The following is a 26757-nucleotide window of genomic DNA, read 5'->3' as shown; positions in this document are numbered from 1 at the left end:
CTCCTCCAAGCCAACTGCCTGCAACCGCCAGAGCTTGACATTCCTCTTGCTTCGCTTCGGCACGCCAAAGGAAACGGCCGTGCCTTGATCCGGATAACTCCGAATTTGCAAGCCGTTCCCATACATTTGTTGCAGCCGCCGATTGACATTAACAGGCCGACTCCCTGCGTGATGGGGGCTACTTGACGCTCACCGTTATCTGGAATGTAAAGAAAGCCCGCCAATACACGAAACATTGGCGGGCTTTCTTGTTTTGAGCTTACTTCTTCAATGGCGTTTTGTTACGGTGCCCAAATTTCCATACCGTTTGATTTTTCGTATTGATGGGCATTGGTTGCTTCCATGATGTCATAGTATGCCCAGTAGCCGCTTGAAAGGTCTTTGAAAACTTTGATGCCGGTAGACGCATCGATGGCTTTCTTATCAGGCTGACGATCAAGCATTCTGTTTACAATCGTAGCAGACTCTGCGCGAGTGATGGTTTTATCCGGGTTAAAGGTGCCGTCCGGATAGCCATTTACCCATCCATATTCCGCTGAAGTTGCTATGCTGGAATATGCCCAATGGGCGTTCGATACATCTGTAAAGCTCTTATTGCCTGCAGCTTTATTCGAAAAGCTTACTGCTATGGTTGTAAACTCTGCGCGAGAGATGGCCTTATTGGGTGCGAAGGCGCCATCTTCATAGCCCTTAATAATACCAAGGCTTGCTAAGGTGTTTACAGCTTTTGCATACCAAGCATTGTCGGGTACATCAGCAAAGTGAATTCCCGAAGTGCTTACATCCTGATTTTTTAGAAGGTTATAGAACATCTGAGCCACTTCAGCACGGGTTATGGAGGCATCCGACCGAATGGTTCCATCCTTATACCCGCTTAAATAGGCAAAATGTTCCACCGTATTGAGCAATTTTGATACTCCTGTATCGGTAGCAGGTGCCGGTGCCTTGTCTAAAGCTTTGAACGTAGCGTTAATCTTAACTGCGCTATTCGGTTGGGTATACGTGTAAGTACCGTTACCAAGGTCTGTAAAGTTGATTGCATTCCCTTTATCATCCGTAATCGTTAACTTGTCCAGTGTATATCCGGCATCAGGTGTAACTGTAATGGTCACTTTTGTACCGGTCTTAGCTTTATCATTGTCTACAGTCACTTTTCCGCCTGTCACATGATCAATCGTGACGGTGGAACCGACGTTGCCGCCTCCGTCTCCGCCCCCGCTCCCGCTCCCCGGGTTACCGCCGGTTTGATTTGGAAATACGTCCGTTCCGCTTGTTGGCATCGGCGAAATCTCGCCTGCTGCCGGTATGGGCTGGGCTAAGACTTGATAAGTCTTTGCGGCATCCACAGGTTGAAAGGATAATGTGCCTCCGTTTCCGCTGATCCAAACAGGTTCAGTAGACAGATTACCGTTAACATCAACGTATTTGCCTGTACTCTTATCTACAAGCGCGTACTGGATTGTAGGTGCAGTATTGTTAATCTGAATCAGGTCGCTGCCGGCTGTGTTTGACGGCACTCTCGAAATGTTGTTTGCATCCACTGGCGCAACTGGCGTTAAGACTCGCGTACCGCTCACGCCCGATACAGGGGGATTGCCGCCCTCATCGACAGGAATCGCCACAATTTGATAGCTGGTACCCGGGTTAAGATTATCAAAGGTTAAATCCGAACCGTTGCCTGTTTTCCAATCGCTTACCACATTGCCTTGCGCATCGGCTATCGCATATTTAACCAGAGTCGATGATGGATTTACCGTAATTGTCGTTTGACCGGGATGTCCCGAATCCTTTCCTGCCGTAACGTTATCGCCTGCTGTCGGCAATGTAATACTTTGTGTAATAGAAGCCGTACTTGGCGTTGTAGTACCTGCATGCGATGTCGCTGCAGCGGCTACTTTGTAAGTTCCGCCCGGCAATAAAGGCTGAAATACAATCGGACTTCCGTTGCTCGGATACCAACCGTTTGCGTCGGCCGTAATTTCATTGCCGTTTTGGTCAAATGCTCTGAGCCCTGCAACGGCGCTCCCGTCTGCATTTGTAACCGTCATAACCGTATTTTCATTAAGAGGGGTTGCGGTTATGGAGCCGGCGCCGCTATACACGGAAGAAACCGCCGACGTTACACTCTTGATGCCGGGCGTGAAAATCGTCTTGGTCGTGCTTATTTGAATACTGGTGTCGTCATTCGGCATTCCGCCGTATTCGAGGATGTAGCCTTTGACAGCAGCGTTGCCGGGGTTAAAATCGTTCCACTTGCCCGCATTAGCCTCTGTCCCGCCAAAAATATGGGCAACATACTCAGATCCACCATAGTTGTTAGGCTCGCCTGAATCCCAGTTTGCGTACGCACCTACTGAACTTCCCGGATCGTAACCATTCCAGAACTGCCTGCCCTTCCCGCCGTCTTCCAAGCCTTCGGGGCCTGTCACCCAACGCCAGTCTCCAGCACCCGGAACAGTGACAGCTTCTCCGCCTTTCCGACCAATATCTTGCGCGCCAATCCAACCAACACCCTGCGTTTTTTGCGCGAGGAAATCATTTTCGCCTTGACTTGTTATGGTTGCGAGGTAACCATGCCGCCCAAAGTAGCCTTGTACACTAGCCGATGCTACTGCATTGTCCCAAGTAATGGCTGCTGGCAGGGAAATATAATAATAGAAATGACCGTTCCCGCTGTAAGGCAGCGCGGTGCCAAATGAATACACGATCGTTCTGTCGCTTACATCAGTAGATGTGGTTGAAAACTGAACGGATCTTAATAAATTTTGATAAAATGCTGCTGAAGCATTGCCTTCAAGTATTAAAATCCCATTAGCAGCATTGCTTTTATCTACCGTAATGCCGCTGCTTGAAGCCACTCCTTCATCGACGGATAAGGAATCTCCGCTTTTAAAATGGTCTATGACAACCGTAGCGCCTGGCAAATTGTCGGTATAGTTGATCATTAAATTCTCATCAACGACTACAGGGGTACTGCCTTGGGATGCAGTAGTTCCTGCGGATGCGAATATTCCCGAATCGGTGGCTGCTTCTGCATGCTGCGATACGAAAGCAGAAGAGGCGCCTCCCAAGATGAGGGTGAAGATCAGCAGCAGAGCCAGTAGATCCGCTCGTAGTTTTTTGTAGCCTGGCAACTTCATATCTTTTCCTCCTCGTGTTTAAGAATCCTTGGCAGCAAAGCTTTTTGATGTCTGCTGCCCTACTTGACCGACTGATGTCAAAATATATTCCGTCCTAAGCCCATCTTTCTCCCATAAAAAAATCAACTCCAACCTCCGTAATACAACCGCCCGTTCTTATTTCATTCCCACCTCCTGTCCGATAGGGAGCCAAAGCACCTCAATCCCTATATCTCGATAAAATCCATGTTCTTTCGACAGATGCGATCGTAACATAAGAAACTATACAAAATCTTTACAGGCTTCGGACTGTTATAAAAACGCCCCCATCCGAATCCCGGACGGGGGCGATTGCGTTTATGCCGATGCTTGCTCTTCTTTGAACTTGAAGCTCCGGGCCAAATAGATGACCGGGGTCGAGGCGACGGAGATGACGAACTTCAGCACGTACGTCGTAATCGCGATCTCCCACCAGACGCCCCACGGATACTCGCCGGCGAAGGCGATCGAGCAGAAGACGAGCGTGTCGACCAACTGGCTGACGCCCGTGCTGCCGTTGTTGCGGATCCATAACTGGGTGCGGCCGGGGTACGCTTTTTTCAGGCGGCTGAAGATGCGGACGTCGAGGAACTGGCTGATAAAATACGCGCACAGGCTTCCGAGCACGATTCGCGGCACCATGCCGAAAATCGTCTGCAGCGACTCGTGGGCCAGATCGCCCGGGGCGGGCTTGAAGACGAGCACCATCTGCATGATGATCAGCGACATGATCATCGTGAAAAAGCCGAACCAGACCGCCTTCTTGGCTTCCTTCTCCCCGTACTTCTCGTTGAGCAAGTCGGTGGTGAGGTAGATGGTCGCGTAAATGGTGTTGCCGAGCGTCATGACGATGCCGAACATCTCGATCGTCTTGACGACCTGAATGTTGGCCAGCACCGTCGCCGCCGCGATCCACATGTACAGCCCGTTTTTGCCGAACAGGCGGTAGCATGCAAGGAACAACGCGAAGTTGACCGCGACGAAGAGGACCCCCCAAAGAAAGTTGAACATGAAAAATGCCTCCTAGTTTTGATAACGCGGGAGTTTGCGAACCGCGGCCTCGTGTCCCGAGGCAATGCCTAACATTATAGCACAGGAAGGGTTCCGCGCCATCCGCCAATTTTCGGTTCGGCAGATTCGCACGAACGGGTGCGCGCGATCGGGGACCGGTCCGCCCACGAACCGCCTCGAAAAAAAAGAAACGCCGCGCAGGGCGGCGATCGCGGCGGCCATCCGGCCCCCCATCGCAGCCTTGCGCGACGTCCCCACTCCACCAAGCTTTAGGCGCCGGCCATGAGTGCCGCGCCGATGGCCCCGGCCTCCGTGCCGAGCGTCGGCGGCACAATGCGAACGCCGCGTCCCATCGAGCCGATGACGCGCTCGTCCAGCATGTCTCGCATCGGCCCGAGCAGCGGCTCGCCGATGTGCGACGCGCCGCCGCCGAGGATGATCAGCTCCGGATTCGCCATATGGACCATGCTTACGAGTCCCGCGCCCAGCGCTCTCCCCGCCTCGCGCAGCACTTCGGCGGCCAGCGGGTCGCCGGCCTTGGCAGCTTCGCTCGCGTGGCGGGACGTCATCTTCACGCCGCCGGCCAACTCCAGCAGCTTGGCTCCGCGGATCGGATCGGCTTCGGCCGCCGCGGCCGCCGCGCGACCGATCGCGGTGCCGGACGCGTACAGCTCCAGACAACCGACGTTGCCGCAGGGACACTTCGGACCGTTCCAATCGATCGTAATATGGCCCAGCTCGCCGGCGCTCGCCGTCTTGCCGCGCACAAGGCGCCCGCCGCTGACGATCCCGCCGCCGATGCCGGTGGAGACGGTGATGAAGACGCAATCTTGCGTCCCTACGCCGGCCCCGGCTTTCCACTCGCCGTAAGCGGCCGCGTTGGCGTCGTTCTCCACGGTGACCGGGACGCCGAGTCGGCGCTCCAGCTCCAGGCCGAGCGGTACGTCCTTCCAGCCCAGATTCGTCGCGATTTCGATGAGGCCTCCGTTCGGATTCAGCGTCCCCGCCGTCGCCACGCCGACGCCGGTCAGTTCGTAACGCTCGCCCAGCAATCCGTTCACCAATTCGACCATGCGGCCGATGACCCGATCCGCGCCTTGATCCGCGTACGTGGGCTGTTCGTCCGACGCGAGCACCCTGCCCTCCCCGTCGACCAATACCGCGAGCAGCTTGGTTCCTCCCAGATCGATTCCTGCCAGCACTTTTTCCGCCATGTCGGTTGCTCCTTCCGGTATGCGCTCCCAAACGCAAAAAACGAGCGGCCCCCGACCGCTTGGCCAGACCGCCGCTCTCTCTGATGCGTAGTCCCTGTCATCCCTTCCGAAAAGGCAAAGCCCCCCAGAAGGAATAATTTGGTTTCATTTTACCATGGATAAAGCCAAATAACAAAAGGGAGACCCTCATGTTTCCGCGGCACTTGGTTCCGTCGTGATCGAAGTTTCGTGGACTCGCCCCTCCGATAACCGTACCAAACGTCCAATCAGGCCCGCGACCCCGGCACCGTTCACTTTCGTTAACCGGGCGGCTCTTTTTCGCGCTCGTTCGAGCCATTTCGACCCGCATGCGGTATGATAGAATCATCCATAACCAGTAAAAGGGAGGGCTGTCCATGTCCTTCGACGCGATCCTGAAGACCAAGATCCGCGTGCCGGCTCCTCATCCGAACGGCGTCCCCCGCCGTCGACTGACCGAGATGCTGGAGCGAGGCCTTAGCGGCAGGCTCACCTTCGTGACCGCGCCCGCCGGCTTCGGCAAGACGACGCTGCTCGCCGAATGGCTCTCGCTTCGCCCCGACCGTTCGGCCGCCTGGCTGTCGCTCGACGAGACCGACAACGATCTGATCAAGTTTTGGCGCTACTTCATCCATGCGCTGTCCGCCGCGGCGATCCCGGAGCTGCAGAGCCGGACGTTCCCGCTCCTGCAGGCGTATCCGAATGTCTCTATCCATACGCTGCTGGATGCCCTGCTTCAGGAGCTGGAAGACAATGTTGGCACGGCATCCCGTGCATCGCGTCTCCCGTTGCGTATCGTGCTGGACGACTATCACGAGATTGGCGACGAGTCGATTCACCAGAGCCTCTCCTATTTCATCGATCATCTCCCCGAGGGCGCCCATCTCGTCGTGGCCAGTCGGTCGAAGTCCCCCCTCCGGACCGCCAAGTGGCGCACGCGCGGGCAGCAGTGCGTTCTGACGGGAAGCGAGCTGACGTTCACCGCCGACGAGACGCGGCTGTTCTGCGCGGATACGGCCCGATTGTCCCTTTCGGACGAGCAGCTGGCCGACGTCGTCCGCTGGACCGAAGGCTGGGCCGCCATCCTCCAGATGCTGTCGCTTTCCTTGCGGGACCGTCAGCCTCGGGATCGAGGCCGGCTGTTGAGCGGAATCGCCGCTCATTCGTCGGACGTCATCCAATACTTGCTGGAAGAAGTGCTGGGCGTTCTGCCCGAGGAGCTGCGGCAGTTCCTGCTTCGCACCTCGATCGCCGACCGGTTCGATGCCGCGCTGTGCGACGTCCTGACGGAACGGGACGACAGCCCCCGCCTGCTGGAGGAGCTCAAGCAGCGCAATCTGTTCCTCGTCCCGCTTGATGACGCGGGGGAGTGGCATCGCTACCACCATTTGTTCGGATTGGTTCTGCAAAACCAGCTGATCCGGCGGGAACCGCAGCGCTGGCGGGCGTGGGGCCGCATGGCCGCCCTCCACTTCGCCGATCGCGGCATGCTGGACGAAGCGATCGAGCAGGCGATCGGCTGCGGAGATGAAGACCTGATCGTCCGATTGGCGGACAGGCATCTGTACACGATCCTGCACCGGGGAGAGCTGGCTACGCTCGCCCGGTGGCTGAATCAGGTGGCGCCGGCGAAGCTGCCGCTTCATCTCGTGCTGATTCATGCATTCGCACTCACCGTGACCGGACAGTTCGGGCAGGCCGGGGACGTGCTTTTCCGAGCGGAAAAGGATATTGCGTCGCTAGACGAGGGGGACAAGCGCGGCGAGCTGCAGAGCGGCCTGTTTTTCGTCAAAGTCAACTTCGCCTTCACGACCGGGGACTACGAGCAATGGTTCAAATACGCGGAGCAACTCGACGTGCTGCCCGAAAACCCGCTCTTCTATCATTTCAATTACAATCGCAACGAGCCGCTCGTGCGACGTACGTTCTTCGGTCTCAAAGGCGCGATTCCCAAGGAGATCCTGCTCATCTCGCTGCGGATGCTCGACGTGCTGGAGACGCACGGATGGCGACAATCGCTGTTCGCCCAATACATCGTTCAAACGATGGCCGAAGGCTTCTACGAGATGGGTCAGTTCGAAGCGTGCGAGCAGGCATTGCGAGAGGTCGAAGCCGTCTCCCGTTCCAAGCGCTGCGCCGGCCTCTACATCCCGAACCGCGTAACGGCGGCGCGTTTGCAGACGGCCCGGGGCGAGTACGGCCGGGCGATGGCGCACCTGGGCGAAGCGGCCGAGGCCGCGCGGCAGTGGGGCGAGCCGCATTGGCTTGGCGCCCTGCAAGCTTACGAGGCGCGCGTTCTGCTGCAGCAAGGCGATCTAGCCGGCGCCGAGGCGCGTCTCGCCGAGACAGGCGTCACCGCTAAAGAGACGCCCACGCTGTACCGGGAGACGGAGTACATGACGCTCGCCCGTCTGCTCGGCGCAAGGCGCAAGGAGAAGGAGGCGCTCAAGCTGCTGGACTGGCTCGTTCATCTGGGACGGCGGGAGCGCAACCTCGTCACGATCACGGACGTCTCGATCCTGCAGGCGCTGCTCGAGAAGCAGCGCGGCCAGCGCACCGCGGCAGCGGAGCGGCTGCACGACGCGCTCGGCGTCGGGATCGCGGAAGGCTACGTGCGCAGCTTCGTCGACGAAGGGGCACCGATGGCCTTCCTTCTCCGGGATTACCTGAAACTGCGCGAGTCCGGGGAAAGACCGGCCTGGGAGGAAGTGCCGGCAGACGAAGTTCGACAGCTGCTGCGCAGAATCGAGGCGGAGACGGCCGGACCGCTCCGCGCGGAGAGCGGCGACGCGGTCGACCGACTGGTCGAGCCGCTAAGCGAACGGGAGCTGGCGCTTATGCAGGGCATGGCGCAGGGGGCGACGAACCGCGAGCTGGCAGACAGGCTGCACCTTACCGAGGGGACGGTCAAAGTCTATTTTAGCCGCATATACGGCAAATTAGGGGTATCCTCGCGCACGCAGGCGCTTCACCGGGCACGGGAGCTTGGATTGCTGGATTAATCGAGAGGCTTTCTCTGCGGCACCGTGCCGCGGGGGAAGCCTCTTGAAGCTTCAGGACGCCAATCGAACTTTGCGCGCTGCCGCTTCGTCTACCTAGCGTTGGGTTAAAGGAATGACAACAAAGAAGAAACGGAGTGAAGCCCTATGACCCCCATCTTCCGTTCCAAATGGCTGCAGAGCGCCCGAATGCTCCTTCTTCTGCCGCCGCTGCTGCTGACCGCGTGCGGCGGCGGTCCGGCGAAGTCCGGCACGGCGACGCCGACCGCCACCGCCTCGTCATCGGCCATGCCGACGGAGTCGGCCGAAGCGACGCCTGTTCCCAGCGCTCCCGACGCCTCCCCGTCCGAGACCCCGCCGGCAAGCGAAACGGCATCGCCGCCGTCCGCGGGCGAACCGACGCCGATGGCCCAGGTGACCGCGCTGCGTTTGATCGACTTCCAATCCGGCTGGGCGGGCGGCATCGGCTGGATCGCGCGGACGGACGACGGCGGCAAGAGCTGGCAGCTGCAGTACGAAGGCGACGGCGAAGCGCACCAGCTGTTTGCGCTGAACGGCCAGCAGGCCTGGGCGACGCTGAATACCGACGATCCGAAGCGGTATCCGCTGCTGCGGACGTCGGACGGCGGCGAGCACTGGGAAGCGGCCGGCGACGTGCCGAACGGCGGCTTCCTGCACTTCGTGTCCGATCGCGAGGCGTTCAGCGCCCATACACGCACGACGGACGGCGGCAAGACTTGGACCTCCCTCCCCGTACCCGACGGCATCGTGGGCGACGCCTATTATCGCGATAGCCGGTCCGGCTGGGCGGTGACGCAGAGCAAAGGGCAGTTCCACTTCGTGCATACGTCGGATGGAGGAAAGACCTGGATCAAGACGATGACGCGCGCCTGGGACGGCGAGATCACAGGCACGACGATCCGCTCGACGGGCAAAAACGACGCCTGGATCCAGTTGAACGGCGGCCATGGCATGACGCAGCAGTCCTACTCCCTTTTCCACACGTCGGACGGCGGTCAAAAGTGGAAAACCGTCGTCGCCAACGGCACCGCCGGCGGCGGCCCGGCGCCCGGCTTCAAGGCTAACGAAAAGGATCTCCCCACCAATGCGGGCAACTCCCCGGGCACGCTGTATGTCGCCAGCCCTTCGGTCGCTTTTCTGAGCGGCCAGTGTCAGGCTTGCGACAAGTCCAACACGATGGGCCATACGACGGACGGCGGCGGCACTTGGATCAACGGCAAAGACGAGTTCGCCGGATATGGCACGCCACTCGTCGCCGCCGTGGACGCCAAGCACGTCTGGTGGATCGTCACCGACGCCGCCGAAGCTTCGGTCATGTATGCCTCCTCCGACGGCGGCGCCCATTGGACGAAGGCGCATACGTTCGAGAAGCCCCGGCCGGCGGAGAAATAAGACCGGTCGGCCCCCACCGCGGGCGAATAGGGAACAAAAGGTTCCCTATTTCGGCGGTCGGCCCCCACCGCGGGCGAATAGGGAACAACAGGTTCCCTATTTCGGCGGTCGATCCTCATCGTGAGCGAATAGGGAACAAAAGGTTCCCTATTTCGGCGGTCGATCCCCATCGTGAGCGAATAGGGAACAAAAGGTTCCCTATTTCGGCGGTCGGCCCCCACCGCGAGCGAATAGGGAACAAAAGGTTCCCCTATTTCGGCGGTCGGCCCCCACCGCGGGCGAATAGGGAACAACAGGTTCCCTATTTCGGCGGTCCGTCATCAGCGTGACGCCGAAATGAATAAGCGCCATGAGCGTTCTCCACTTTATGCCTATGTTGACCCTACCCGGCGAATCCGCGATACAGCGGAATTGCGGCCAATACCGCCGCGCCGATCGCAAGGCAATCTTCGTCGATCGTATATTTCGGATGGTGCAGCCCGTAGGCTTGGTCCGCGTTCGCCTGCGGCCCCGCGCCCAGCCAGAAGAAGCAGCCCGGCACGCGTTCCAGGTAGACGGAGAAGTCTTCTCCCGCCAGAACGGGAGCCGCCTCGGTCAAGCCGTTCTCTCCGAGCAGCAGCCGGGTGACCCGGTTTACCGCGCAGACGTTGTCCTCGCGGTTTTCAAGCGCGGGCACCATGCGGAGATAGCGCACCTCAGCCGTGCAACGATGCGCTTCGGCGACGCCCCCGACGAGCCTGCCGAGCATGACAGGCAGTTGGTCCCTAACGCGCGCAGAAAACGTGCGCACCGTTCCTTCGATCTCGACCCGATCCGGAATGACGTTGTACGCATTGCCGCCATGAATGCTGCCGACGGTAACGACGGCCGGATCGAAAGGGGACAATTCGCGGCTGACCGCGGTTTGCAGAGACAGGACGATCGCAGACGCGGCGACGACCGGATCGACGCATTGCTCCGGCATGGCCCCGTGCCCTCCCCTGCCTTGGATCGTCGCCGAGAATCGGTCGACGGAGCCCATCATGCCTCCGACTCTCGTCGCGACCGTCCCGACGGGCAGCGTCGGCGAATTATGCAGCCCGTATATTTCGTCGACGCCGGCCATGCCGCCCGCCTCGACGATCGCCCTCGCCCCCTCGTTCACCTCTTCGGCCGCTTGGAAGATAAACCGAACGCCACCCGCCAGCTCGCTCCTGCGCTCGACCAACAGCTTGGCTGCCCCGTACAGCATGGCGGTATGGGCGTCATGGCCGCAGGCATGCATCCGCCCCGGAACGCGCGAAGCGAACGGCAGCCCGGTTTCCTCCTGGACCGGAAGCGCGTCCATGTCCGCTCGGAGCGCGATCAGCGGCCCCGGCTTACCGCCTTGCAAATCGGCGATGACGCCGTATCCGCCGACACCTCTGCGAACGTCCAGACCGAGCGGTTCCAGCAACGCTTCGATGACGGCGGACGTCTCGGCTTCCTCCAAGCTCAATTCCGGATATTGATGGAGCCGCCTGCGCAAGCCGATAATCTTCTCCTCCAGCTTGCGCGCCGCCGGCAGCAGCTCAGCCAGGCTCGTGTCGTTCATTTTCGTCGCTCCCCGCTTTTCGTCTACTTGATTCTACTCCGGTCCTCCGCAGCCAATCGTCGAACGAGATTTCGTCCGGTCGGCGTCATCGCCAGACCGCCTCTTGCCGTCTCGCGATGAATGTCCGGCATGGCGCCGCCGACATCCCGCATCGCGTCAATGACTTCGTCCGACGGGATGACGCTCCGGACGCCCGCCAGCGCCATATCGGCGGCAGCGAGCGCGTTCACCGCGCCAAAGCCGTTGCGAACGATGCAGGGAACTTCCACGAGTCCGCCGACGGGATCGCAGATCAAGCCGAGCGTGTTTTTCAACGCCAAGCCTACCGCGTGCACGACCTGGCCGGGATCGCCGCCCTTCATTTCGACGAGGGCGCCCGCGGCCATGCCGATCGCGGAACCGATCTCAGCCTGACAGCCTCCTTCGGCGCCGGAAATAAACGACCGATTCGCAATCACGTACCCGATCGCCCCCGCGCTGAACAGCCCTTCGACCAGCTTCCGATCGTCCCAGCCGAACCGTTTCCGCGAACGAGCCTAAGAACGTCGCCTCGGCTTTGCGCGGACGGCCGCCGAACAGTTGGCGAGCCGCCCTTCCGAGACGCGCCGCGCCGGCGGTGTGCGAGCTCGAAGGTCCGATCATGCTCGGCCCGATCATGGAGAATACCTCTTTAAACCGCATCGGAGAGCCACTCTTCCAGTCGACTCGCCACGAATTCGTCGTCGTTCAAGTGCGGATAATCGCGATAGATCCGATCGATCTCTTCCCGTTGACCCGGCGACAGCTGCTCATGCGGGTTCAAGCACCACGTCCCCTGCAGCAGCCCTTGCCTCCGGAGCACCTCGTGAATGCCCGGAATGCAGCCCGCGAACCGATTCGCCAAATCGAAGAAAGCGGCGTTCGCGTCGGTCGTCTCGATGTTCCGCGTCAACCATCCCGCATCGATCGCGCCTCCGTCGCGGTTGCGCTTGACGTGCTCCAGCAGCTCCACCGCTTTGCGCGTCCACACCGCCCAATGGCCCAGCAAGCCGCCGACGATTCGTTTTTCCACGGGGCGGCCGTCGACTTGGAACCGGTACACCGACAATAGATCGGCGATAATATTGTCGTCATTGCCCGTATACAGGGCGATCTCGTCCCGTCTATCGGAGGCGCACACCGCGCGAACGACGTCGATCGTCTGGTACCGGTTGAACGGCGCCATCTTGATCGCGATCACGCCCGGAATGTCCGCGAACGCCCGCCAGAACGCGTAACTGAACGTTCTGCCGCCGACGGAGGGCTGCAAGTAGAAACCGAAAACGGGAATGACCGCCGCGACCTGCTCCGTGCGCTTCAGAACGTCCGCCTCCGACCAGCCGTCCAGTCCGCCCATGCTGAGCAGGCCGGCGTCGTATCCGAGGCGCGCCGCGAGCTCCGCTTCCGCCAGCGCTTGCCCGGTCGGACCGCAAATGCCCGCGACTTGAATGAACGGCCGGCTCAGCTTCGCGCGCTCCACCTCTTCCGCCGCGAGCCGCAGCACCTTCTCGTACAGGCCGTGCTTCGGATCGCGGATTTCGAACTGCGTCGAATGCACGCCGACGGCCACGCCGCCCGCTCCGGAAGCCAAATAATAGCGCGACAGCGCGCGCTGGCGCCTCTCGTCCAGATGCCGGTTTTCGTCCAGCGCCAGCGGATGCGCCGGAATGACCAAGCCATCGTGCAGCGCCCGGCTTTGTTCAGGAGATATTTCCCTGCGAATGCCCATCGCCTAGAACTTCCCCTTTCTCTCTTGAAAGTGCGTCGGCTTGTTCAGCGTCGCGCCGCCCGCTTCGACCCAATCCGCTGTCCAGTCGATCATCTGAAGCAACGACACGCGCGGATACCCGAAGCGTTGGTGGCATTTGGACGCATTGTTGAGCAGCGCCGTTTCGGCCTCGATGCCTTCGAATACGGGCTCGACGCCGAATCTGCGGCCGAACTGCTCGGCGGCCCATCGGATCGACATCGTCTCGGGACCCGTGACGTTCAAATAGTGAACCGGCGCTCCGCAAGCGAGCAGCGATCGGATCGCGATCTCGTTCGCGTCCCCTTGCCAGATGACGTTCGCATGGCCCATCGTCAGATCGATCGGCTTGCCCGCCTTGACGGCCTTCGCGATTTCCAGCAGCACCCCGTAGCGCATGTCGATGGCGTAATTCAGCCGGTAGACGAGCATCGGAGTGCCGTGCTTCTTGGCGAAATGCTCGAATATCCGTTCCCGTCCCAAGCACGACTGCGCGTATTCGCCGATCGGGGAAGGCATGACCGATTCGTCCGCCCCGCCGCCTCCGACGCCTGTGAACGGATAGACGTTGCCGGAGGAGAACACGACGATGTTCGCGTTCCGGTACTTCTCGGCTACCCGGCCGGGCAAATAAGCGTTCATCGCCCACGTGAACGACTCGTTGCCGGTCGTTCCGAATTTGTTCCCTGCCATGTAAATGACATTTTGCGCGTCAGGCAGCGCCTGCAGCTTCGCATCGTCCAGAAGATCGCACGCGATGGTGCGTATGCCTTCGGCCTCCAGACGCTCTTGCAATCCGTGTTCGGAAAACCGCGAAATGCCGTACACCCTTTTCTCAATGCCCGCCGCCCGAATGGCGTTCATCAAGAGAGATGCCAGACTCGGCCCCATTTTGCCGCCGACGCCCAGCAGCACGATATCGCCCTCGATGCTCTTGACGTCTTGAATCAGCGCTGCCGACGGCTCCGCCAGCTTGCGGTCCAATTGCTCGATCGTCCTCAACGTGATCGCTCCCCTTCCGATCTCCAGCGGCTGTCGACTCGAGATCCTAAGTCAATCATAAGGGACGATTTTAATAAAAGACAAATCTTTATATCGTCTTTAAATAAAGGGAGAACCGCGCCTGAGCCCGTCTCGCCCGCTTGCGATCCTCTTTACTCTTCAAGGAAAGAAAGCCTGAAAATTTGCCTCGGCCGCCCTTTGGGGACCTTCTCCACTCCCGCCACTTTCACGAGCCCATGATCGATCCATTGCAGCAAAAGCCGATGCGTGCTGCGGACGGTAATCCCTAAAACGGATGCCAGCTCGTGAACCTTGAAATCGGTTTTGCCCGTTCGGGCGGTATTCGACATGAGCTTGCTTAAATAATCGGAGCTCATCCCGGCGTCTTCCGCCCGCTTGATCAAGCCGCTGTCCGTCAAAGGCAAGACGAGCGACAGCGGATCCGACATCGACAGCGGCCCGATTAACGATCGGTCCTCCCTCACGATGAAACACGCGTCCCCGCCCGCCTCCTTCGACCTGCGCAGCGCGACCCTCGCGTGGGTTCCCGCCTCGCCCGCGGAACGGCCGAACCCGATCCCGATGCTCAAGGATACCCCGAATTTCTCGTACGCCCGCTTGCCGAGCGGGATTGTCTTGTACCCGCCGGTTTCCCTCTCGAAGATGCCGCGGGTCGTGATGAATAAATATTCGTCCCCGCCAAGGTGCGTCAGATAGCCGTCCAGCGACTCCGCATAATCCAGGAACACGCGATGGATGTCCAGCTTGAACCGCTGCACCTCGTGCTCGGAAGCATGGTGGTGAACGCGCTTCTCGAAGCGATCGACGTTCAGCAATCCGACGACGATTTGCGCCTCCTTGCTTTTCCGCGTCTCCGTGGACAGAAGCGCCCGTTCCAGCGCGACGACGATGTTCTGGTCCGTCGGCATGATCCATTCGCAAGGAATGCCCGCTTCGGCCAGCGCGTCCGCCACCGCTCCTTCGGCCGTCAGCGCGGCATCCGTCTTGCCGGATTCGAACTGCCGCTTGTGGTAGGCGATCAGCTGCTCGACGGAAGGGAAGGCGGCCCCATTATCGTACGCCGCCTCGACCCGAGTCTCGTTGATTTCCTTCAGCAATCGCTCGACCATGCGCTTTTCCACCGTGTCGATGGAAACCCGTATTTTTCGGTCGGGACCTAACGCGTTCTTCAACCTCGACAGCGCCCGATAGAAGCCCGTATCCGTCAGCGGGATATAGTGCAGCGCGACTTTCAAATCCGCCGTTTCGCGGATCTTGTAATACGGAGCCGGCCCCGAAGCCAGCACGATTTCGGCCTCCTCCGCGGCGGCTTTGGCCAAGATCGGAATGTCATCCTCATCGCGGTACGCCTTCGGAACCGGACGAAACGAAGGAAACGACTTCATGACCTTCAGAATCTGCTTCACCATTTCGGCGGGTCCGATCACGCCGATCGAAATGCCTTGCTCGGCCGCTTCCGGCGATTCGCGATTCCACTCATGGCTCACGCGCTTCGACTCCCTCATGCGCAAAATTCAGTCCTTGTCTTTTATTCGACGATAAAAATATAACACAATGATCGTAAAAAATGATGTGCCCGAACCGTGCGCCTATCGAAAGAGATGCCGAGGTTCCGAATAACGGACCATATTATCGCGCCGCATCCGCTTGATACAATTTTTATGCAAAAGCGAATCGTGCCGTTGAGAAGAAGAATAAGCGATGCGCTTGCGCAGCGGAGAGCGGCCCCAGACGAGGAAAGGAGGCGGTAATCGGCAACGCGGCTAGGAGTATGATTGGACCTCATCCGTGGTCAGTCCCCTATGCGGCAGTACCGTTCCCATCTTTCCTATAAGGAGGCTTCGTATGAAAACGAAAGTTTTCCTGCTCGCTCTTGTGCTCGCTTTAATGACGCAAGCCGTCACGGCGTTCGCCGCGCCGAGAATCAATACGTTCGAGCGGCCGGCGCGAGGCAGCGCCTACACCCTCAGCGAATGGGCGACGGACGGCTGGAACGCCCCCTGGGACCAAGGCATGAGCACCCGAACGTGGATTGACGGCTACAACTTCAACCATTCAGGCGGCCAGTCGCTCCGCGTCTTCTATCCGAAAGGCAAGTTCGGCCCGGAGGATTCCGGCGCCCAAGCTCCGTTAGCGCTGACGCCCGGCAGGGAGTATTACTTGTCCTACTGGGTCAGGTTCAGCAGCGATTTCAGCTGGGGAACGACGGAATTTTCCGGCAAGATCGGTCTGGGTCTCGCCGGGGGCGCCGCCTGCTCGGGAGGCCAAGCGTGCACCGGCTACAACGGTTTCAGCTCCCGCATGATTTGGCTAAGCGGCGGGCGAGCCGCGATCTATTACTACCATATGGGCCATGCGGGCGTGTACGGGGATTACACGGTTCTCAAAAACGCCAACGGCTCCGACATCTCCTACCCGAAAGGCACCTGGGTCAACATCGTCCAACGGCTGAAGGTCAACACCGTCACGAACGGCAACGCCAATCCGGACGGTGAAATCCAAATTTGGTACAACGGAACGTCTGCCGCCAGCATTACGGGGCTGCGATTCGTCCGCAACGGGGACCTGGTGGATAGAGCCTACTTCTCCTCCTTCTTTGGAGGAGCCACCGACTCGTTCGCCCCGGCCAACGACTCCTATATTTGGTATGACGACTTGAAGGTATCGACGAACCGGGCGGACATCTGCGAGCTGAGCCCCGGAGGCTGCTACACCCGTTTGTTCCAAGCCGAGGACTATACGGCGATGAGCGGCGTCATCAAGGAGCCGACGCCGGATACGGGCGGCGGGCAGAACGTCGGCAGCTTCGACAGCGGGGACTGGATCGCCTTCGGCAACGTCAATATCCCATCCGCCGGCACGTACTTGGTCGAGTACAGAGTCGCCACCCTGACCGGCAACGCCAGAATTTCGCTCGATATCAATGAAGGGAAAACGGTGCTTGGGCAATTGACGCTGCCGAACACGGGCAGCTGGTCGAACTATCGCACGGTGTCCCACCAGGTACAAATTCCGGCCGGCACGCATCAGTTCGGGATTTACGCCGCGACCGGCGGATTTGATCTGAACTGGTGGAAAATCACGAAATTGTACTGACCGGCCTCATCGTCCGCTTGCGCCAAGAGCCCCCGCGAATCGTTCGCGGGGGCTCTCACAGGTTCCGATCGCGCTTCGTTACGTCCGAGCCTCGATTCGCGATTGCATCCATCTGACGATGACCGTGATCGCTTCGGCGCGCGTGACCGTGTCCAGCGGCGCGAAGCTTCCGTCAGGCCGTCCTAGCATCCAACCTTTCGCCTGCAGCTTCTCAGCGGCCGCCAGGGCCCAATCCGGAATCGCCTCCGCATCCGAGAAGCTCGCGCTTCCTCTGCCGGTCGGCGCGTCGCCCGACAGGTTCGCGATCATGACCGCGAGCTCGGCTCGCGTCAGCCGGTTGCCCGGGCGGAAGCTGCCGTCTCTTCGTAGCCGCGCGCGATCCCTTCCGAGGCTGCCCACTCGACCGCGGGCTTCGCCCAATCGCCGATCCGGTCGCCATCGGCGAACGCCTGCGGGACAACCTTGCCCTTTGCAGCATCCGGATTCAACGCGTTCGCCAGCATGACGGCGAATTCCTGTCTCGTCACTGCCCCGTCCGGCTTGAACGCGCCATCCGGATATCCTCTCGCGTAGCCCGCCTTCCTCGCCGCTTCGATCTCCTTCGCCGCCCAATGACGCGCGGTATCCGAGAAGCCAGACGGCTCTGCCGGCGCGACGACACCGAGCACGGCGAACTTGGTCAGGTGGTCCGATTCGACTTCGATGACGTCTCCGTTGACTGTCCCGCCTATCATGACCCACTCTTGCTTCGTCTCGTCGAAGTAGTGAACGGCCGGCACTTGGCCCGGCTTCAGCTTCGACGCGTCGAACTTGAACCGCAGCGTGATCGGCAGCTTGAACAGCCCCGGCACATCCTTGACGACTTCGTACACATCGCTCAGGGCGGCTTCCGCTCCTTGCCCCGCACCGAACAGCCCGGTCACGTTCACAAGTCTCTCGATCTTGTATTTCACCGATTGGCTCATTGCCCCTGCCGGGACAAGAAGCGTGAACGCTTCGCCGAGCGTCAGCTCGGCCGCAACGTTCGGCTCGACTTGCTGCTCCTTGCGGTTCGGGTCCGGTTGAACGACCGGCACGTAGCCGCCTGCCCCCGGCCCCGGCCCTGTACCCGTGCCCGGCTCCGGCGCCTTGCTCGCGCTCGCCATCACGAACCCGTTGTCCGACGAGAACGGAACCGCCTCGCCATTCCACGTGACCTTCGTCGCTCCCGGCGCATAGACGACCGCCGTCGCCGTCTGCCAACCGTTCGGCTCGTTGAAGGCGATGCTCGCTTCACCGCCGTTCAGCGCGACCGTGAACGCCGCGCCTTCCGCGGCGAAGCCGGCGCCGCTGACGAAGCCGTATTGCAGCTGTCCCGCCGCCTCCGTGCCGCCATTGTATACGAACGCTTGCGTGCGGCCGTCCTTCAGCTTCACTTCGATGCGGTTATCTTCCGTCCGGCGCACGGCTTGAATGCCGCTCTCGCCGCGGAACGGCTTCAGCACGCTGACGAACTGCGCGCTGTTCGCGTTGACGCGGTTCACGACGGTCGGCGTATACGCCGTCGTGTCGTTGCCCGGCCCCGGCGATTCGCCGACGATCATGCTGGACGGCGATGCGGCCGACGACGTCAAGCTGAACAGCTTCAGCCCGTTGCCGTTCGGCGTGCGCCACGAGCCTTCCCAAACACCGGTCATCGCCGCCTGCTTGCCGCCCCGGAAGAACGGGTATCCGTCCTTGTCGCCGAGCGGCCCGTCGAAAGGCGCAAGCTCAGTGCCGGGCGTAAATTCGCCGATCCCGTGCAGGATCCAGTCGTATTGGCGCGTTTTCGGCGACGCGACCGAGAACAGGTCGATCAAGTAATCCGGCGTCACGGCGACCGTTCTCTCGTAGCGATCCATGTTCTCGTACGCCTTGCTTGACGTGTTCGTCATGATGCCGATCGCCTCCGACTGCAGGAACAGCTTCGTCGGCTCGTAGCTCTCGACGCCGTTCGTCTTCGGCTGCAGCTGCTCGTCTCCGTCGACGGCGACCGTGTTGTGCGCGAACGTCTTCTTATAATAGGACGTGTACATCGAATTGCTGTAAGGCGGAATGCCGAGATCCGGCGCGAGCCGCTCGCCTTTGCCGAATATCTCGAGATGAAGCTTGTCGGGATGCCCGTGGTAACCGCCGTGCAAACCGTAATCCACGAGCGCGTACAGTTGGTCCGCGCCTTCGCCCGCCCGGATCACGGAATGTCCGAGCCCCGTGAAGTTATGGCTGTACGACGGCAGCGTCCCTGTCGTCGGAATGACCGGGTTGCCGTAGAATACCGCTTGCTCGCCCGCGATGCCCGAAGACGTATTGCCGGGCACGACGAACCCGCCTCTCGGCCGCTGCTTCACGTTATACAGTTGGTTCAGGAGGGCACCGTATATCGGATCCGCGTACTCCGCGTACACGGCCTCGTAATCCATCGGCACGACGCGGCCCGGCGCGCCGAGGTTCGTCGGATACTTGCCGGAATCGTTGCTGTTAATGATGCCGAGATCCGGGAACGCGTATTGGAGCGTCGCGTCGAACGTCTTCTTGAAGTTCGGGTTCGCGAACAGGTCGTAACCCATGTTCCTGAGCGATTGCGCGTGGAAGAACAGCGCCGACTGCGCGTAAAAGTGGTAGCCGATCGCGCCTTCGTACCAGAAGCCGTCGGACAGCACGCTATTGTTCATCTGGAATTCGAATCCGCTTCTGCCCGATACGGAGAAGTCTATCAACGTTTTGTCTTCCAGCGCGGCCCCGATCGCCCCGATGGCCGCGTTATGCCACGTCTGCCAGTTCGACTTGCCGACGTCGTAGCCTTGCAGCGTCTTGGCCGACGCGGCGAACAAGTTCTGCTCGACGCTATATTGGTCCGCCTCGCTCATGGCGCCGCTCGGCACGATCAAGTCGTACGCCTGAACGAGCTGGATCATCTGCACCGCCTCGTCGAGCGTCTGGTAGAACAGCTTGCCGTACTGCGCCTGGATCGGAAAGCTCGGATACAGCTCCGCGTAGCGGACGAGAATTTCCTTCGCCTTGCGCGCGTACTTCTCCTCGCCGGTCAACGCGTAGACGATCGCGAGATTGCGGGCCGCCTCGGTGTTAAGCGTATGGGTCGTAAAGCGCCAGCCGGCATCGACTTGATCGCCCGTGACGTATTGCCCGTCGGCCGGACAGAGATGCCGGTGCGGGCTGTCGTAATCGTAGACGAGCGGCGTATCTCCGCAGACGAACCATGTCGTCTGACCCGCCGGCTTGGTCGGATAGTAAATCGTTTTGTCCACCCATTGGTCGGCCTTGCGCTTAATCGCATCCAGATAGTCCGCCGCCCAGTCGTACGTCCGGATTTTTGCTTTCGCTTCGTCCAGCTGCGCCTGGGTCACCATAATGTACGGGTGCGCCTTCGTCGCCTGCCTCGGCTTCCCGATCTCGAGATTGAATGCCATGATGAGTTCTTTTCCTCCTCGAAGAGGCCGTATGGCGTAGGTCGCTTGCTTCGTCTCGCCCGCTTGGGCCGAAGCCGGCACTGTCACTTGAATGTCGACGTCGGTTTCCGCTCCGTCGGCCACGACGGGCGTCGTCGGGGCGTACGTCACGTCGTAGCCAGATCCGAACGTGGTCTTCGGCACGATCTCGTACGCCGTGTCGACGCCTCCGATATTTTTCAGCGAGAACGAATAGTGCTGCGTGCTGCCCGGCAGCGCATGCTTGCCGATTTGCTTGATCGAAGGTTCGATCGCGTTCTTCGCCAGCGCCATGCCGTCGAAGATCAACTTGTCGTTCGGGCTTGACGGCGGATCGGAATCGTACCACTTCGGATGGATGATCAATTGATGAAAATTCGCGAAGTCAGCCTTGCCCGTGCTGTTGAGGAACTTGTTGAACGGCAGCTCGATCTTCTTCCACCCGGTCCAATCGACGAAGAACGAAGTCATGAAGTAGTCGAAGCCCGGGTCCGGGATGTCGCATTCCATAATGAAGTACACCTTCTTGTTCGACGCCCGGTCCGAATACAGCCAGAACTCGATCTGGTCGTAGCTCGTCCACGGAGCAGCGAACCCGGTCACGTTGATCGCGCTCGACGGGTCCTTCCACTGCCCGGCCTTCTGCCCCATGACGACCGGCGCCGAGACCGGCGTCGTGTTCGTCCAGCCCGCGAAGTTCTCCATGTCGCTGATCGGCAGGCTGCCGCTTCCCGACAGATCGATCTCGTATGCGTACGACTTCACTTCGCTCGTCTTGCCTTCGAACTCGGCCTTCGCCGTAATCGTCTGCGAATGCCCGACCGGTATCGGGCCGATATATGGCTTAAAGTCCGCGTCGATGCCTTCTACCTTATAGAAGATCGACGCGCCTTCGGTCGCCGACGAAAGCGTCACCGTCCGCGGCTCCGCGTAGATGCCCGGAGGCAGGCTCGCGACCGCGTCCTCGATGAAATCCGCATACACGAACGTATAGGCATAGCTCGTCTCTTCGCCATCTACGCCGTTCACCGAAGCTTTCGTCTTCAAGGTCGTATCCGTCGTCAGCGTGAGCGGCGAGGTGTAACGCTGATAATCGGCGTCCACACCTTCCCTTAAGTAGTACACGCTGGTCAGCACGGAAGGCTTGGACAGCGTCGATAACGAGACGACGACTTTGTTCGTATACTGCCCCGACGGTTTGTCGGCGACGACCGGATGCACCTCCGCTATCGACGTCAGCCGCCAGTCGTCCAGGTACACGATTTCGCCCTGATCGAACGCCGGGTTGCCCGTCGGCGCCGGGTCGAACCATACTTGGTTTAAGGTCTTGAATTCCGGCGGGGAACCGACCTTCTGCGTCTTGACGACGTCCAGCGGAACGACGATCTCCTTCCAGCCGGTCCAATCGAGCGGCAGCCGGTAGTAATAGTAGTTGGACGTATCGGTACCCACGTAGAACCGAATGCCGATCGGAAGGGAGGCATCCGTCCTTGCCTTCACGCTGTAAGCCCAGATTTTCATCGTCTCATACTGGCTCATGTCGATGCCGGGCGCCAGCTTCGGGAACAGCAGCGCGCGGCCCCGGACGTCGGCGCCGTTGTTGAACGCGAGCAGCCACTTCTTGGAGCCGGAGCCTTCCTTGATGAACAATTTGTCCGGATCCTGCGCGGTCGTGTTCGATTCGACGGCGAGCCCGGCCGTGCCCGTGACGTCGCCCGTCGCGTTCGTCGCCGAATCCATGTCGTTCAGCTGCGTCGTGATGTCGAACGTGGGAACCGCCGCGTCCGCCACATTGGCGAACCGGTCGGGGACGAACCATTGGAAAGCGCTTACGAACATCAGGATAGCCATCGCGATAGAAATCCTCTTGCGTAACCTAAGCGAAACCATGATTATACTCCCTTTCGTCCTTGGGATGGTCTAGAAAAGACGGACCGTCTTGCCGTCGCGGATGCTTTCGTTCGCCGCCTCGAGGAACCGGACGATCGCAAGCGTTTCCATCGGTTCGATCGTCTCGCCGCCCCCGAAGAAACGCAGCGCCGCTTCTAGCAAGCTCGCCAAGTACGGCCTGTCCGTCTCCGCGATCTGAAACGCCTCGGAATCCGTCGACCGGTGAAGCGTGCCGCCGAACGCTTCGTTGCCTGCGCGGTTGCCCCGGATCGTTCCGATCCGCCCGTCGTCCCAGACGCCGACGACGACGTCGTGGTCCTCCGCCCGCAGCGCCCGCAAGCTGACGCAGCGCGGGCCGAGGGCGCGGAACAGCATCTCCGTCGTATGGATGCCGTACCAGAAGTAGCCCGGCTGCGTTGGCTCCAGCTGCAACGGCCCGTAGCAGTCGGCGCCCTTGACCGGCTCGGCTTCTCTTTCCCGGATGGCTTGCGTCAACGCATCCGCGTACCGCAAAGCGGAGCAGCTCATAAACCTCGTTCCGCATGCCTCCGCCCGGCGAATCATTCTCGACGCGGCTGCGCTGCTCAAGGCGAACGGCTTGTCGACGAAGATCGGCTTCCGGTACGGCAGCATTTCCTCGAACAACGCCTCGTGTACGCGCCCGTCCACCGACTCGAGCATCCAAGCGTCGCATTGCGCCGCGACTTCCGCGATCGAGCCCGTGATCATGACGCCGTAGCGGTCGCGAAGCTGCGACACATAGCCGTCGACGCGAAGGGCGCTCATCGGGAAGTCGGGCGAAGGCTCGCCCGGCCATCCCGCGACGATGCGCGCGCCCGGGAGATGATGCGGATCGCTCGCGTCGTTGCACAACCGGGCGAAATGCACGATCCGCGAATTGTCCATGCCGATCATCCCGATTCGAAGCATGCCGCGGACGTCTTGCATCTCTTTATCCCCCATCGTCCGCGACCTCGCTTCCGATCGCGATCTCTCCCCCGAGCTCGTGCGATCGATAGAGACCTTGCACCGCCGCGACGACGCTGCGGGAATAAGCCATCGAGCACGCCGGCTCGGCGTCGTCCTCGATGGCGCGGAGCAAGTCTTCGAATTGGAGCACGAACGGATTGCGCTGCGGGGGAATCTCAAGCTCCCGGTACTCGCCGCCTTCGCTGACCCATAGCCCGATCCCTGTCTGCAACCTCATGCTGCCTCGGGTGAACAGCAGCTCCGTCTCGTCTACCGCCGCCCCGGGATACCCCGACAACGACATCGTCGCGGGAATGCCGACATCCGTCTCCAGGAAAGCGATGCCGCTCCCCTCGACGTCACCCCTTCCGAGCGCGTAATCGACCGACGCCTTCACCCTCGTCACCGTCCCGCCCGTCAACCATTGAATCTTGTCGATCGTATGCGAGCCCAGATTCGTCAGGATGCCGCCGCCGGCTTTCGCCTTCTCGAAAAACCAATCCGGCCGGCTCGGCTTGTCGTACGGCAGATGGCGGCGATCGTTAATCATGACCAATCGGCCGAGCGCCCCGCTCTCGATCCACTCTTTCGCAAGCACGTTCGAAGCGGTATAGTGCTGCGTATGGCCCACCATCAGCTTGACCCGATTCGCGCGAACCGCCTCGGCGATGGCATCGCATTCGGCCGTATCGATCGCCATCGGCTTCTCGAGCATCACGTGGCAGCCTTGCTCCGCGGCGAACATAGCCGCTTCCTTGTGCAAATAGTGCGGGAGCGCGACGACCGCGATATCCGGCTTCTCCCGGACGAGCATTTCCTTATCATCCAAATAGCTTGCGATTCCGTATCGATGTCCAAGGCGGTTCGCGCGTTCTTCCATCATGTCCGCGACGGCGCATGCCCGAAGGCCATCCGACTCGCGTATCGCTTCCAAATGCGCTTCGGCGATGGCCCCGCCTCCGACGACGGCAACCCGAAAGTTCATGCTGCGACAGCCCCCTCGCTTTCGTCTGGTACCCATGTTATCAAAGCCGGCTGCGGAGGTCTTCGTTCGACTACGACCACTCCAACAACATCATACAAAGCGAAGGATCTGCCGAATATCGCGATATCTTCGGTTTTTTAACAATTATTCGGATACGGCCGACAATCGCGCCGGCATCATGAAATAAGTCAATATTCGTAAACTAGCCTTATTGAGCAATTTCCGCCGTGTGCTATACTTGGCTAAAATCATAAGAATGAATAGGGAAGGAACGTTTGAATGAATTTGATCGCGCGGTTTTCGAACAAGATCAAAGATCAGATCTCGTTGTTCTACACGATGTTCTGCAGCTTCATCGCGATCATTCTTTTGCTCGTGTCGTTCAATTATCTTTCCTATACGTTTTTCCGCAACAACATCAAAAGCGAACTGATCGAGAACAACAGTCTGAACCTGAATACGACCGTCACCAATTACGAGAAGCATATCAAGTTGATTAAAAACTTCTTGTTGGGCTTCCTATCCAGCAACGATACGCAATTATTGAAATCCGGCAGTACGTCGACGATGCATTATGAGATCGTGACGAAAGTCCAGAAAGATTTGCAGCATACTTTGGGGAATTCGCTGCTCTATCTGGACAACGTTCTCTACTATTTCGAAGATAGAGGCATCGTAATCGAAAAAGACGGGACGAGAGATGCCGCGACGATGTTCTCCAGGTTTTATCGTCAGCCGGATTATTCGATCGATTTTTGGAATCGCGAAATGGAAAGCGCGGACAGCTTCAAAATTTATCCGGCCGCGGCATTCCGCATCGATACCGCTTTCGCACAAAAACCGATCGGCAGCCTCATGCCGGTCATGGTGAAGAATTCATACGACCACCATTTCGCCTTTATCGCGATGCTCGAAAGCTCGAAGATGTTCGAATCCTTTCATCAGCCCATAGCGAACGGCCAATTTTTGATCTTCGGCCCGAATGGGCGCCCTGTCTTTTCTTCAACCGGAGGTATAGACCTCCCCCCCCTGCCGGCCAATTCCGCAAAAGGGTATTTTAAAATAAAGGAGACTTATTTTTTTTACCAAAAAGGGGCCGCAACTGGACTCACCTACGTCGAGATCGTTCCGAACCGACGGCTGACCGAACAAATCAAAAAGCTCAACATCGTCATGCTGATCCTCCTGCTGCTTTCCCTGTTCATCAGCCTTGTCGTATCGTTCGTCATCGCCAAAAGGTTCCATAACCCCCTTGCCAGCATTATCCGTTCAATTCAACCTTTTAACGCCAATATTCATCCTTCGGTGAAAAGCAGTTGGATCAAGGAGTTCAATCTGATCAGCAGCAAGCTTCACGATTTATCCCAATCCAATCAAGATATCCATAAAGACTTGAATGCGAAAAATTCTCTGCTCCAACAATTCGCCTATTTCTCGCGCCTCAAAATGATTCAGGGAAATGCCGGATTGGTGCAAACCTCGATCGATAACAACAAACCCTATCGCTTGGTCCTTTTCCACATTGATTTAAAGGAACGATTTAAAACGGAGGTCGACTCCGATCCCTACCGCTTTTTTAATTACTGCAAGGAATTCATAAACGCCCATTTTACTGAATTAACGGAGGACTCCCTGACATTCCAGGTCGAGAAGGATCAGATCCTGTCCATCTTGTTCACGGAGAACGACGCCGGAGACGCTCATTTACAATCGCTGAACCATCTCGTCTCCATCTTGGAGCTGGACGTTTCTTTCTGCAACTTCACGATCGCCGTCAGCCCGATCCGCAAGCAGTCCGCCGACTTCGCGGAAACCTATCGTCATGTTCTCGACTTGGTCAAGCAGCGGAAATTGGGAGAGGACATCCAGGTGTTCACCGAGCCGATTCCGCAGGCCGAATTCATCATCCCTTCGCCTACCGAAGAAAGCGAATTGATGGCTAACCTCCAATCCGGAAACGATACGGTCACGATCCCTTTGCTGGACAAACTATTGGACAATCTGTCCAAATCCGGCGCACTCGCCTATCAATTCCAAGACTTCTCCAAGGAAATCGTAAACAAAACGATCAAAATTTTGTACTTGCAAAACATTTCGATCAATCAGTTCCATAACGGTTCCTCCCCTCGTATAGTATCTTTTGAAAGCTCTTTTGCGCCCGTTTCCAGCCCCCGAGGGG

The 26757-nt window shown here is 59.3% G+C and carries 15 protein-coding genes and 2 pseudogenes; 4 read left to right on the top strand and 13 right to left on the bottom strand.

From position 1 onward, the window contains the following. Nucleotides 1-281 precede the first annotated feature (281 nt). The 3 genes from LKX83_RS17105 to LKX83_RS17095 all read right to left on the bottom strand — a co-directional run bounded on the left by LKX83_RS17105 (nt 282) and on the right by LKX83_RS17095 (nt 5383). The gene (locus LKX83_RS17105; protein WP_227883506.1) at nt 282-3140 is read right to left on the bottom strand and encodes an S-layer homology domain-containing protein; all 2859 of its coding nucleotides are present in this window, start codon (nt 3138-3140) and stop codon (nt 282-284) included. Nucleotides 3141-3476: 336 nt separating this feature from the next. Beyond that, nucleotides 3477-4169: a queuosine precursor transporter gene (locus tag LKX83_RS17100; protein WP_227883505.1), complete on the bottom strand. Its 693-nt coding sequence runs from the start codon at nt 4167-4169 to the stop codon at nt 3477-3479. 269 nt (nt 4170-4438) lie between these two features. Next, nucleotides 4439-5383, bottom strand: coding sequence for an ROK family protein (locus tag LKX83_RS17095; RefSeq protein WP_227883504.1), 945 nt, complete (start codon nt 5381-5383; stop codon nt 4439-4441). A gap of 395 nt (nt 5384-5778) precedes the next feature. Between LKX83_RS17095 and LKX83_RS17090 the strand changes: the two genes are divergently transcribed. Beyond that, nucleotides 5779-8403 (top strand): winged helix-turn-helix domain-containing protein, encoded by a 2625-nt coding sequence (locus tag LKX83_RS17090; RefSeq protein WP_227883503.1) that lies wholly within the window; start codon nt 5779-5781, stop codon nt 8401-8403. Nucleotides 8404-8547: 144 nt separating this feature from the next. After that, nucleotides 8548-9813 carry a beta propeller repeat protein gene (locus LKX83_RS17085; protein ID WP_227883502.1) on the top strand — a complete coding sequence of 422 codons (1266 nt, stop codon included), beginning with the start codon at nt 8548-8550 and terminating at the stop codon, nt 9811-9813. 382 nt (nt 9814-10195) lie between these two features. Here the strand turns inward: LKX83_RS17085 and LKX83_RS17080 are convergent, their stop codons facing one another. The 6 genes and pseudogenes from LKX83_RS17080 to LKX83_RS17055 all read right to left on the bottom strand — a co-directional run bounded on the left by LKX83_RS17080 (nt 10196) and on the right by LKX83_RS17055 (nt 15661). Then, on the bottom strand, nt 10196-11386 hold the full coding sequence (locus tag LKX83_RS17080; protein WP_227883501.1) for a M20 metallopeptidase family protein: 1191 nt from the start codon (nt 11384-11386) through the stop codon (nt 10196-10198). A gap of 23 nt (nt 11387-11409) precedes the next feature. After that, nucleotides 11410-11916: pseudogene (locus LKX83_RS17075) on the bottom strand (L-serine ammonia-lyase, iron-sulfur-dependent, subunit alpha); the annotation flags it as partial. After that, nucleotides 11900-12067, bottom strand: a pseudogene (locus tag LKX83_RS17070) (L-serine ammonia-lyase, iron-sulfur-dependent subunit beta); the annotation flags it as partial. The pseudogenes LKX83_RS17075 and LKX83_RS17070, both read right to left, overlap by 17 nt. Further along, nucleotides 12057-13133 (bottom strand): dihydrodipicolinate synthase family protein, encoded by a 1077-nt coding sequence (locus tag LKX83_RS17065; RefSeq protein ID WP_227883500.1) that lies wholly within the window; start codon nt 13131-13133, stop codon nt 12057-12059. The pseudogene LKX83_RS17070 and the gene LKX83_RS17065, both read right to left, overlap by 11 nt. Before the next feature lie 3 nt (nt 13134-13136). Further along, nucleotides 13137-14153 carry an NAD-dependent epimerase/dehydratase family protein gene (locus tag LKX83_RS17060; protein ID WP_227883499.1) on the bottom strand — a complete coding sequence of 339 codons (1017 nt, stop codon included), beginning with the start codon at nt 14151-14153 and terminating at the stop codon, nt 13137-13139. Nucleotides 14154-14305: 152 nt separating this feature from the next. After that, nucleotides 14306-15661 carry a hypothetical protein gene (locus tag LKX83_RS17055; protein WP_227883498.1) on the bottom strand — a complete coding sequence of 452 codons (1356 nt, stop codon included), beginning with the start codon at nt 15659-15661 and terminating at the stop codon, nt 14306-14308. Between the two features lie 358 nt (nt 15662-16019). On the opposite strand from LKX83_RS17055, the gene LKX83_RS17050 reads away from it, so the two are divergent. Further along, the gene (locus tag LKX83_RS17050; protein WP_227883497.1) at nt 16020-17270 is read left to right on the top strand and encodes a carbohydrate-binding protein; all 1251 of its coding nucleotides are present in this window, start codon (nt 16020-16022) and stop codon (nt 17268-17270) included. A gap of 78 nt (nt 17271-17348) precedes the next feature. On the opposite strand, the gene LKX83_RS17045 is transcribed toward LKX83_RS17050, so the two are convergent. The 4 genes from LKX83_RS17045 to LKX83_RS17030 form a co-directional block, all read right to left on the bottom strand. Then, complete coding sequence (locus LKX83_RS17045; protein WP_227883496.1) at nt 17349-17579, bottom strand: S-layer homology domain-containing protein; 231 nt, start codon at nt 17577-17579, stop codon at nt 17349-17351. Between the two features lie 20 nt (nt 17580-17599). After that, a complete protein-coding gene (locus LKX83_RS17040) occupies nt 17600-22585 on the bottom strand; it encodes a heparinase II/III domain-containing protein (RefSeq protein ID WP_227883495.1) in 4986 nt (1661 codons plus the stop codon). 69 nt (nt 22586-22654) lie between these two features. After that, nucleotides 22655-23572, bottom strand: a complete 918-nt coding sequence (locus LKX83_RS17035) for a Gfo/Idh/MocA family protein (protein WP_227883494.1) — start codon at nt 23570-23572, stop codon at nt 22655-22657. Between the two features lie 4 nt (nt 23573-23576). Further along, nucleotides 23577-24578 (bottom strand): Gfo/Idh/MocA family protein, encoded by a 1002-nt coding sequence (locus LKX83_RS17030; RefSeq protein WP_227883493.1) that lies wholly within the window; start codon nt 24576-24578, stop codon nt 23577-23579. Nucleotides 24579-24857: 279 nt separating this feature from the next. Here LKX83_RS17030 and LKX83_RS17025 point away from each other — a divergent pair. Continuing rightward, on the top strand, nt 24858-26757 hold a 1900-nt coding region (locus LKX83_RS17025; protein ID WP_227883492.1), incomplete at its 3' end, for a hypothetical protein.

This window comes from Cohnella baijiui (genome assembly GCF_020731285.1).
Lineage (GTDB): Bacteria > Bacillota > Bacilli > Paenibacillales > Paenibacillaceae > Cohnella.
This window is presented reverse-complemented; position numbering and strand designations above follow the sequence as displayed.

Bases quoted from the DNA above. Each gene is read 5' to 3' on its own strand.
- LKX83_RS17100 (WP_227883505.1), bottom strand. From the start codon at position 4,169: ATGTTCAACTTTCTTTGGGGGGTCCTCTTCGTCGCGGTCAACTTCGCG.
- LKX83_RS17035 (WP_227883494.1), bottom strand. From the start codon at position 23,572: ATGCAAGACGTCCGCGGCATGCTTCGAATCGGGATGATCGGCATGGAC.
- LKX83_RS17030 (WP_227883493.1), bottom strand. From the start codon at position 24,578: ATGAACTTTCGGGTTGCCGTCGTCGGAGGCGGGGCCATCGCCGAAGCG.
- LKX83_RS17080 (WP_227883501.1), bottom strand. From the start codon at position 11,386: ATGAACGACACGAGCCTGGCTGAGCTGCTGCCGGCGGCGCGCAAGCTG.
- LKX83_RS17065 (WP_227883500.1), bottom strand. From the start codon at position 13,133: ATGGGCATTCGCAGGGAAATATCTCCTGAACAAAGCCGGGCGCTGCAC.
- LKX83_RS17045 (WP_227883496.1), bottom strand. From the start codon at position 17,579: ATGATCGCGAACCTGTCGGGCGACGCGCCGACCGGCAGAGGAAGCGCG.
- LKX83_RS17105 (WP_227883506.1), bottom strand. From the start codon at position 3,140: ATGAAGTTGCCAGGCTACAAAAAACTACGAGCGGATCTACTGGCTCTG.
- LKX83_RS17085 (WP_227883502.1), top strand. From the start codon at position 8,548: ATGACCCCCATCTTCCGTTCCAAATGGCTGCAGAGCGCCCGAATGCTC.
- LKX83_RS17040 (WP_227883495.1), bottom strand. From the start codon at position 22,585: ATGGCTATCCTGATGTTCGTAAGCGCTTTCCAATGGTTCGTCCCCGAC.
- LKX83_RS17095 (WP_227883504.1), bottom strand. From the start codon at position 5,383: ATGGCGGAAAAAGTGCTGGCAGGAATCGATCTGGGAGGAACCAAGCTG.
- LKX83_RS17050 (WP_227883497.1), top strand. From the start codon at position 16,020: ATGAAAACGAAAGTTTTCCTGCTCGCTCTTGTGCTCGCTTTAATGACG.
- LKX83_RS17090 (WP_227883503.1), top strand. From the start codon at position 5,779: ATGTCCTTCGACGCGATCCTGAAGACCAAGATCCGCGTGCCGGCTCCT.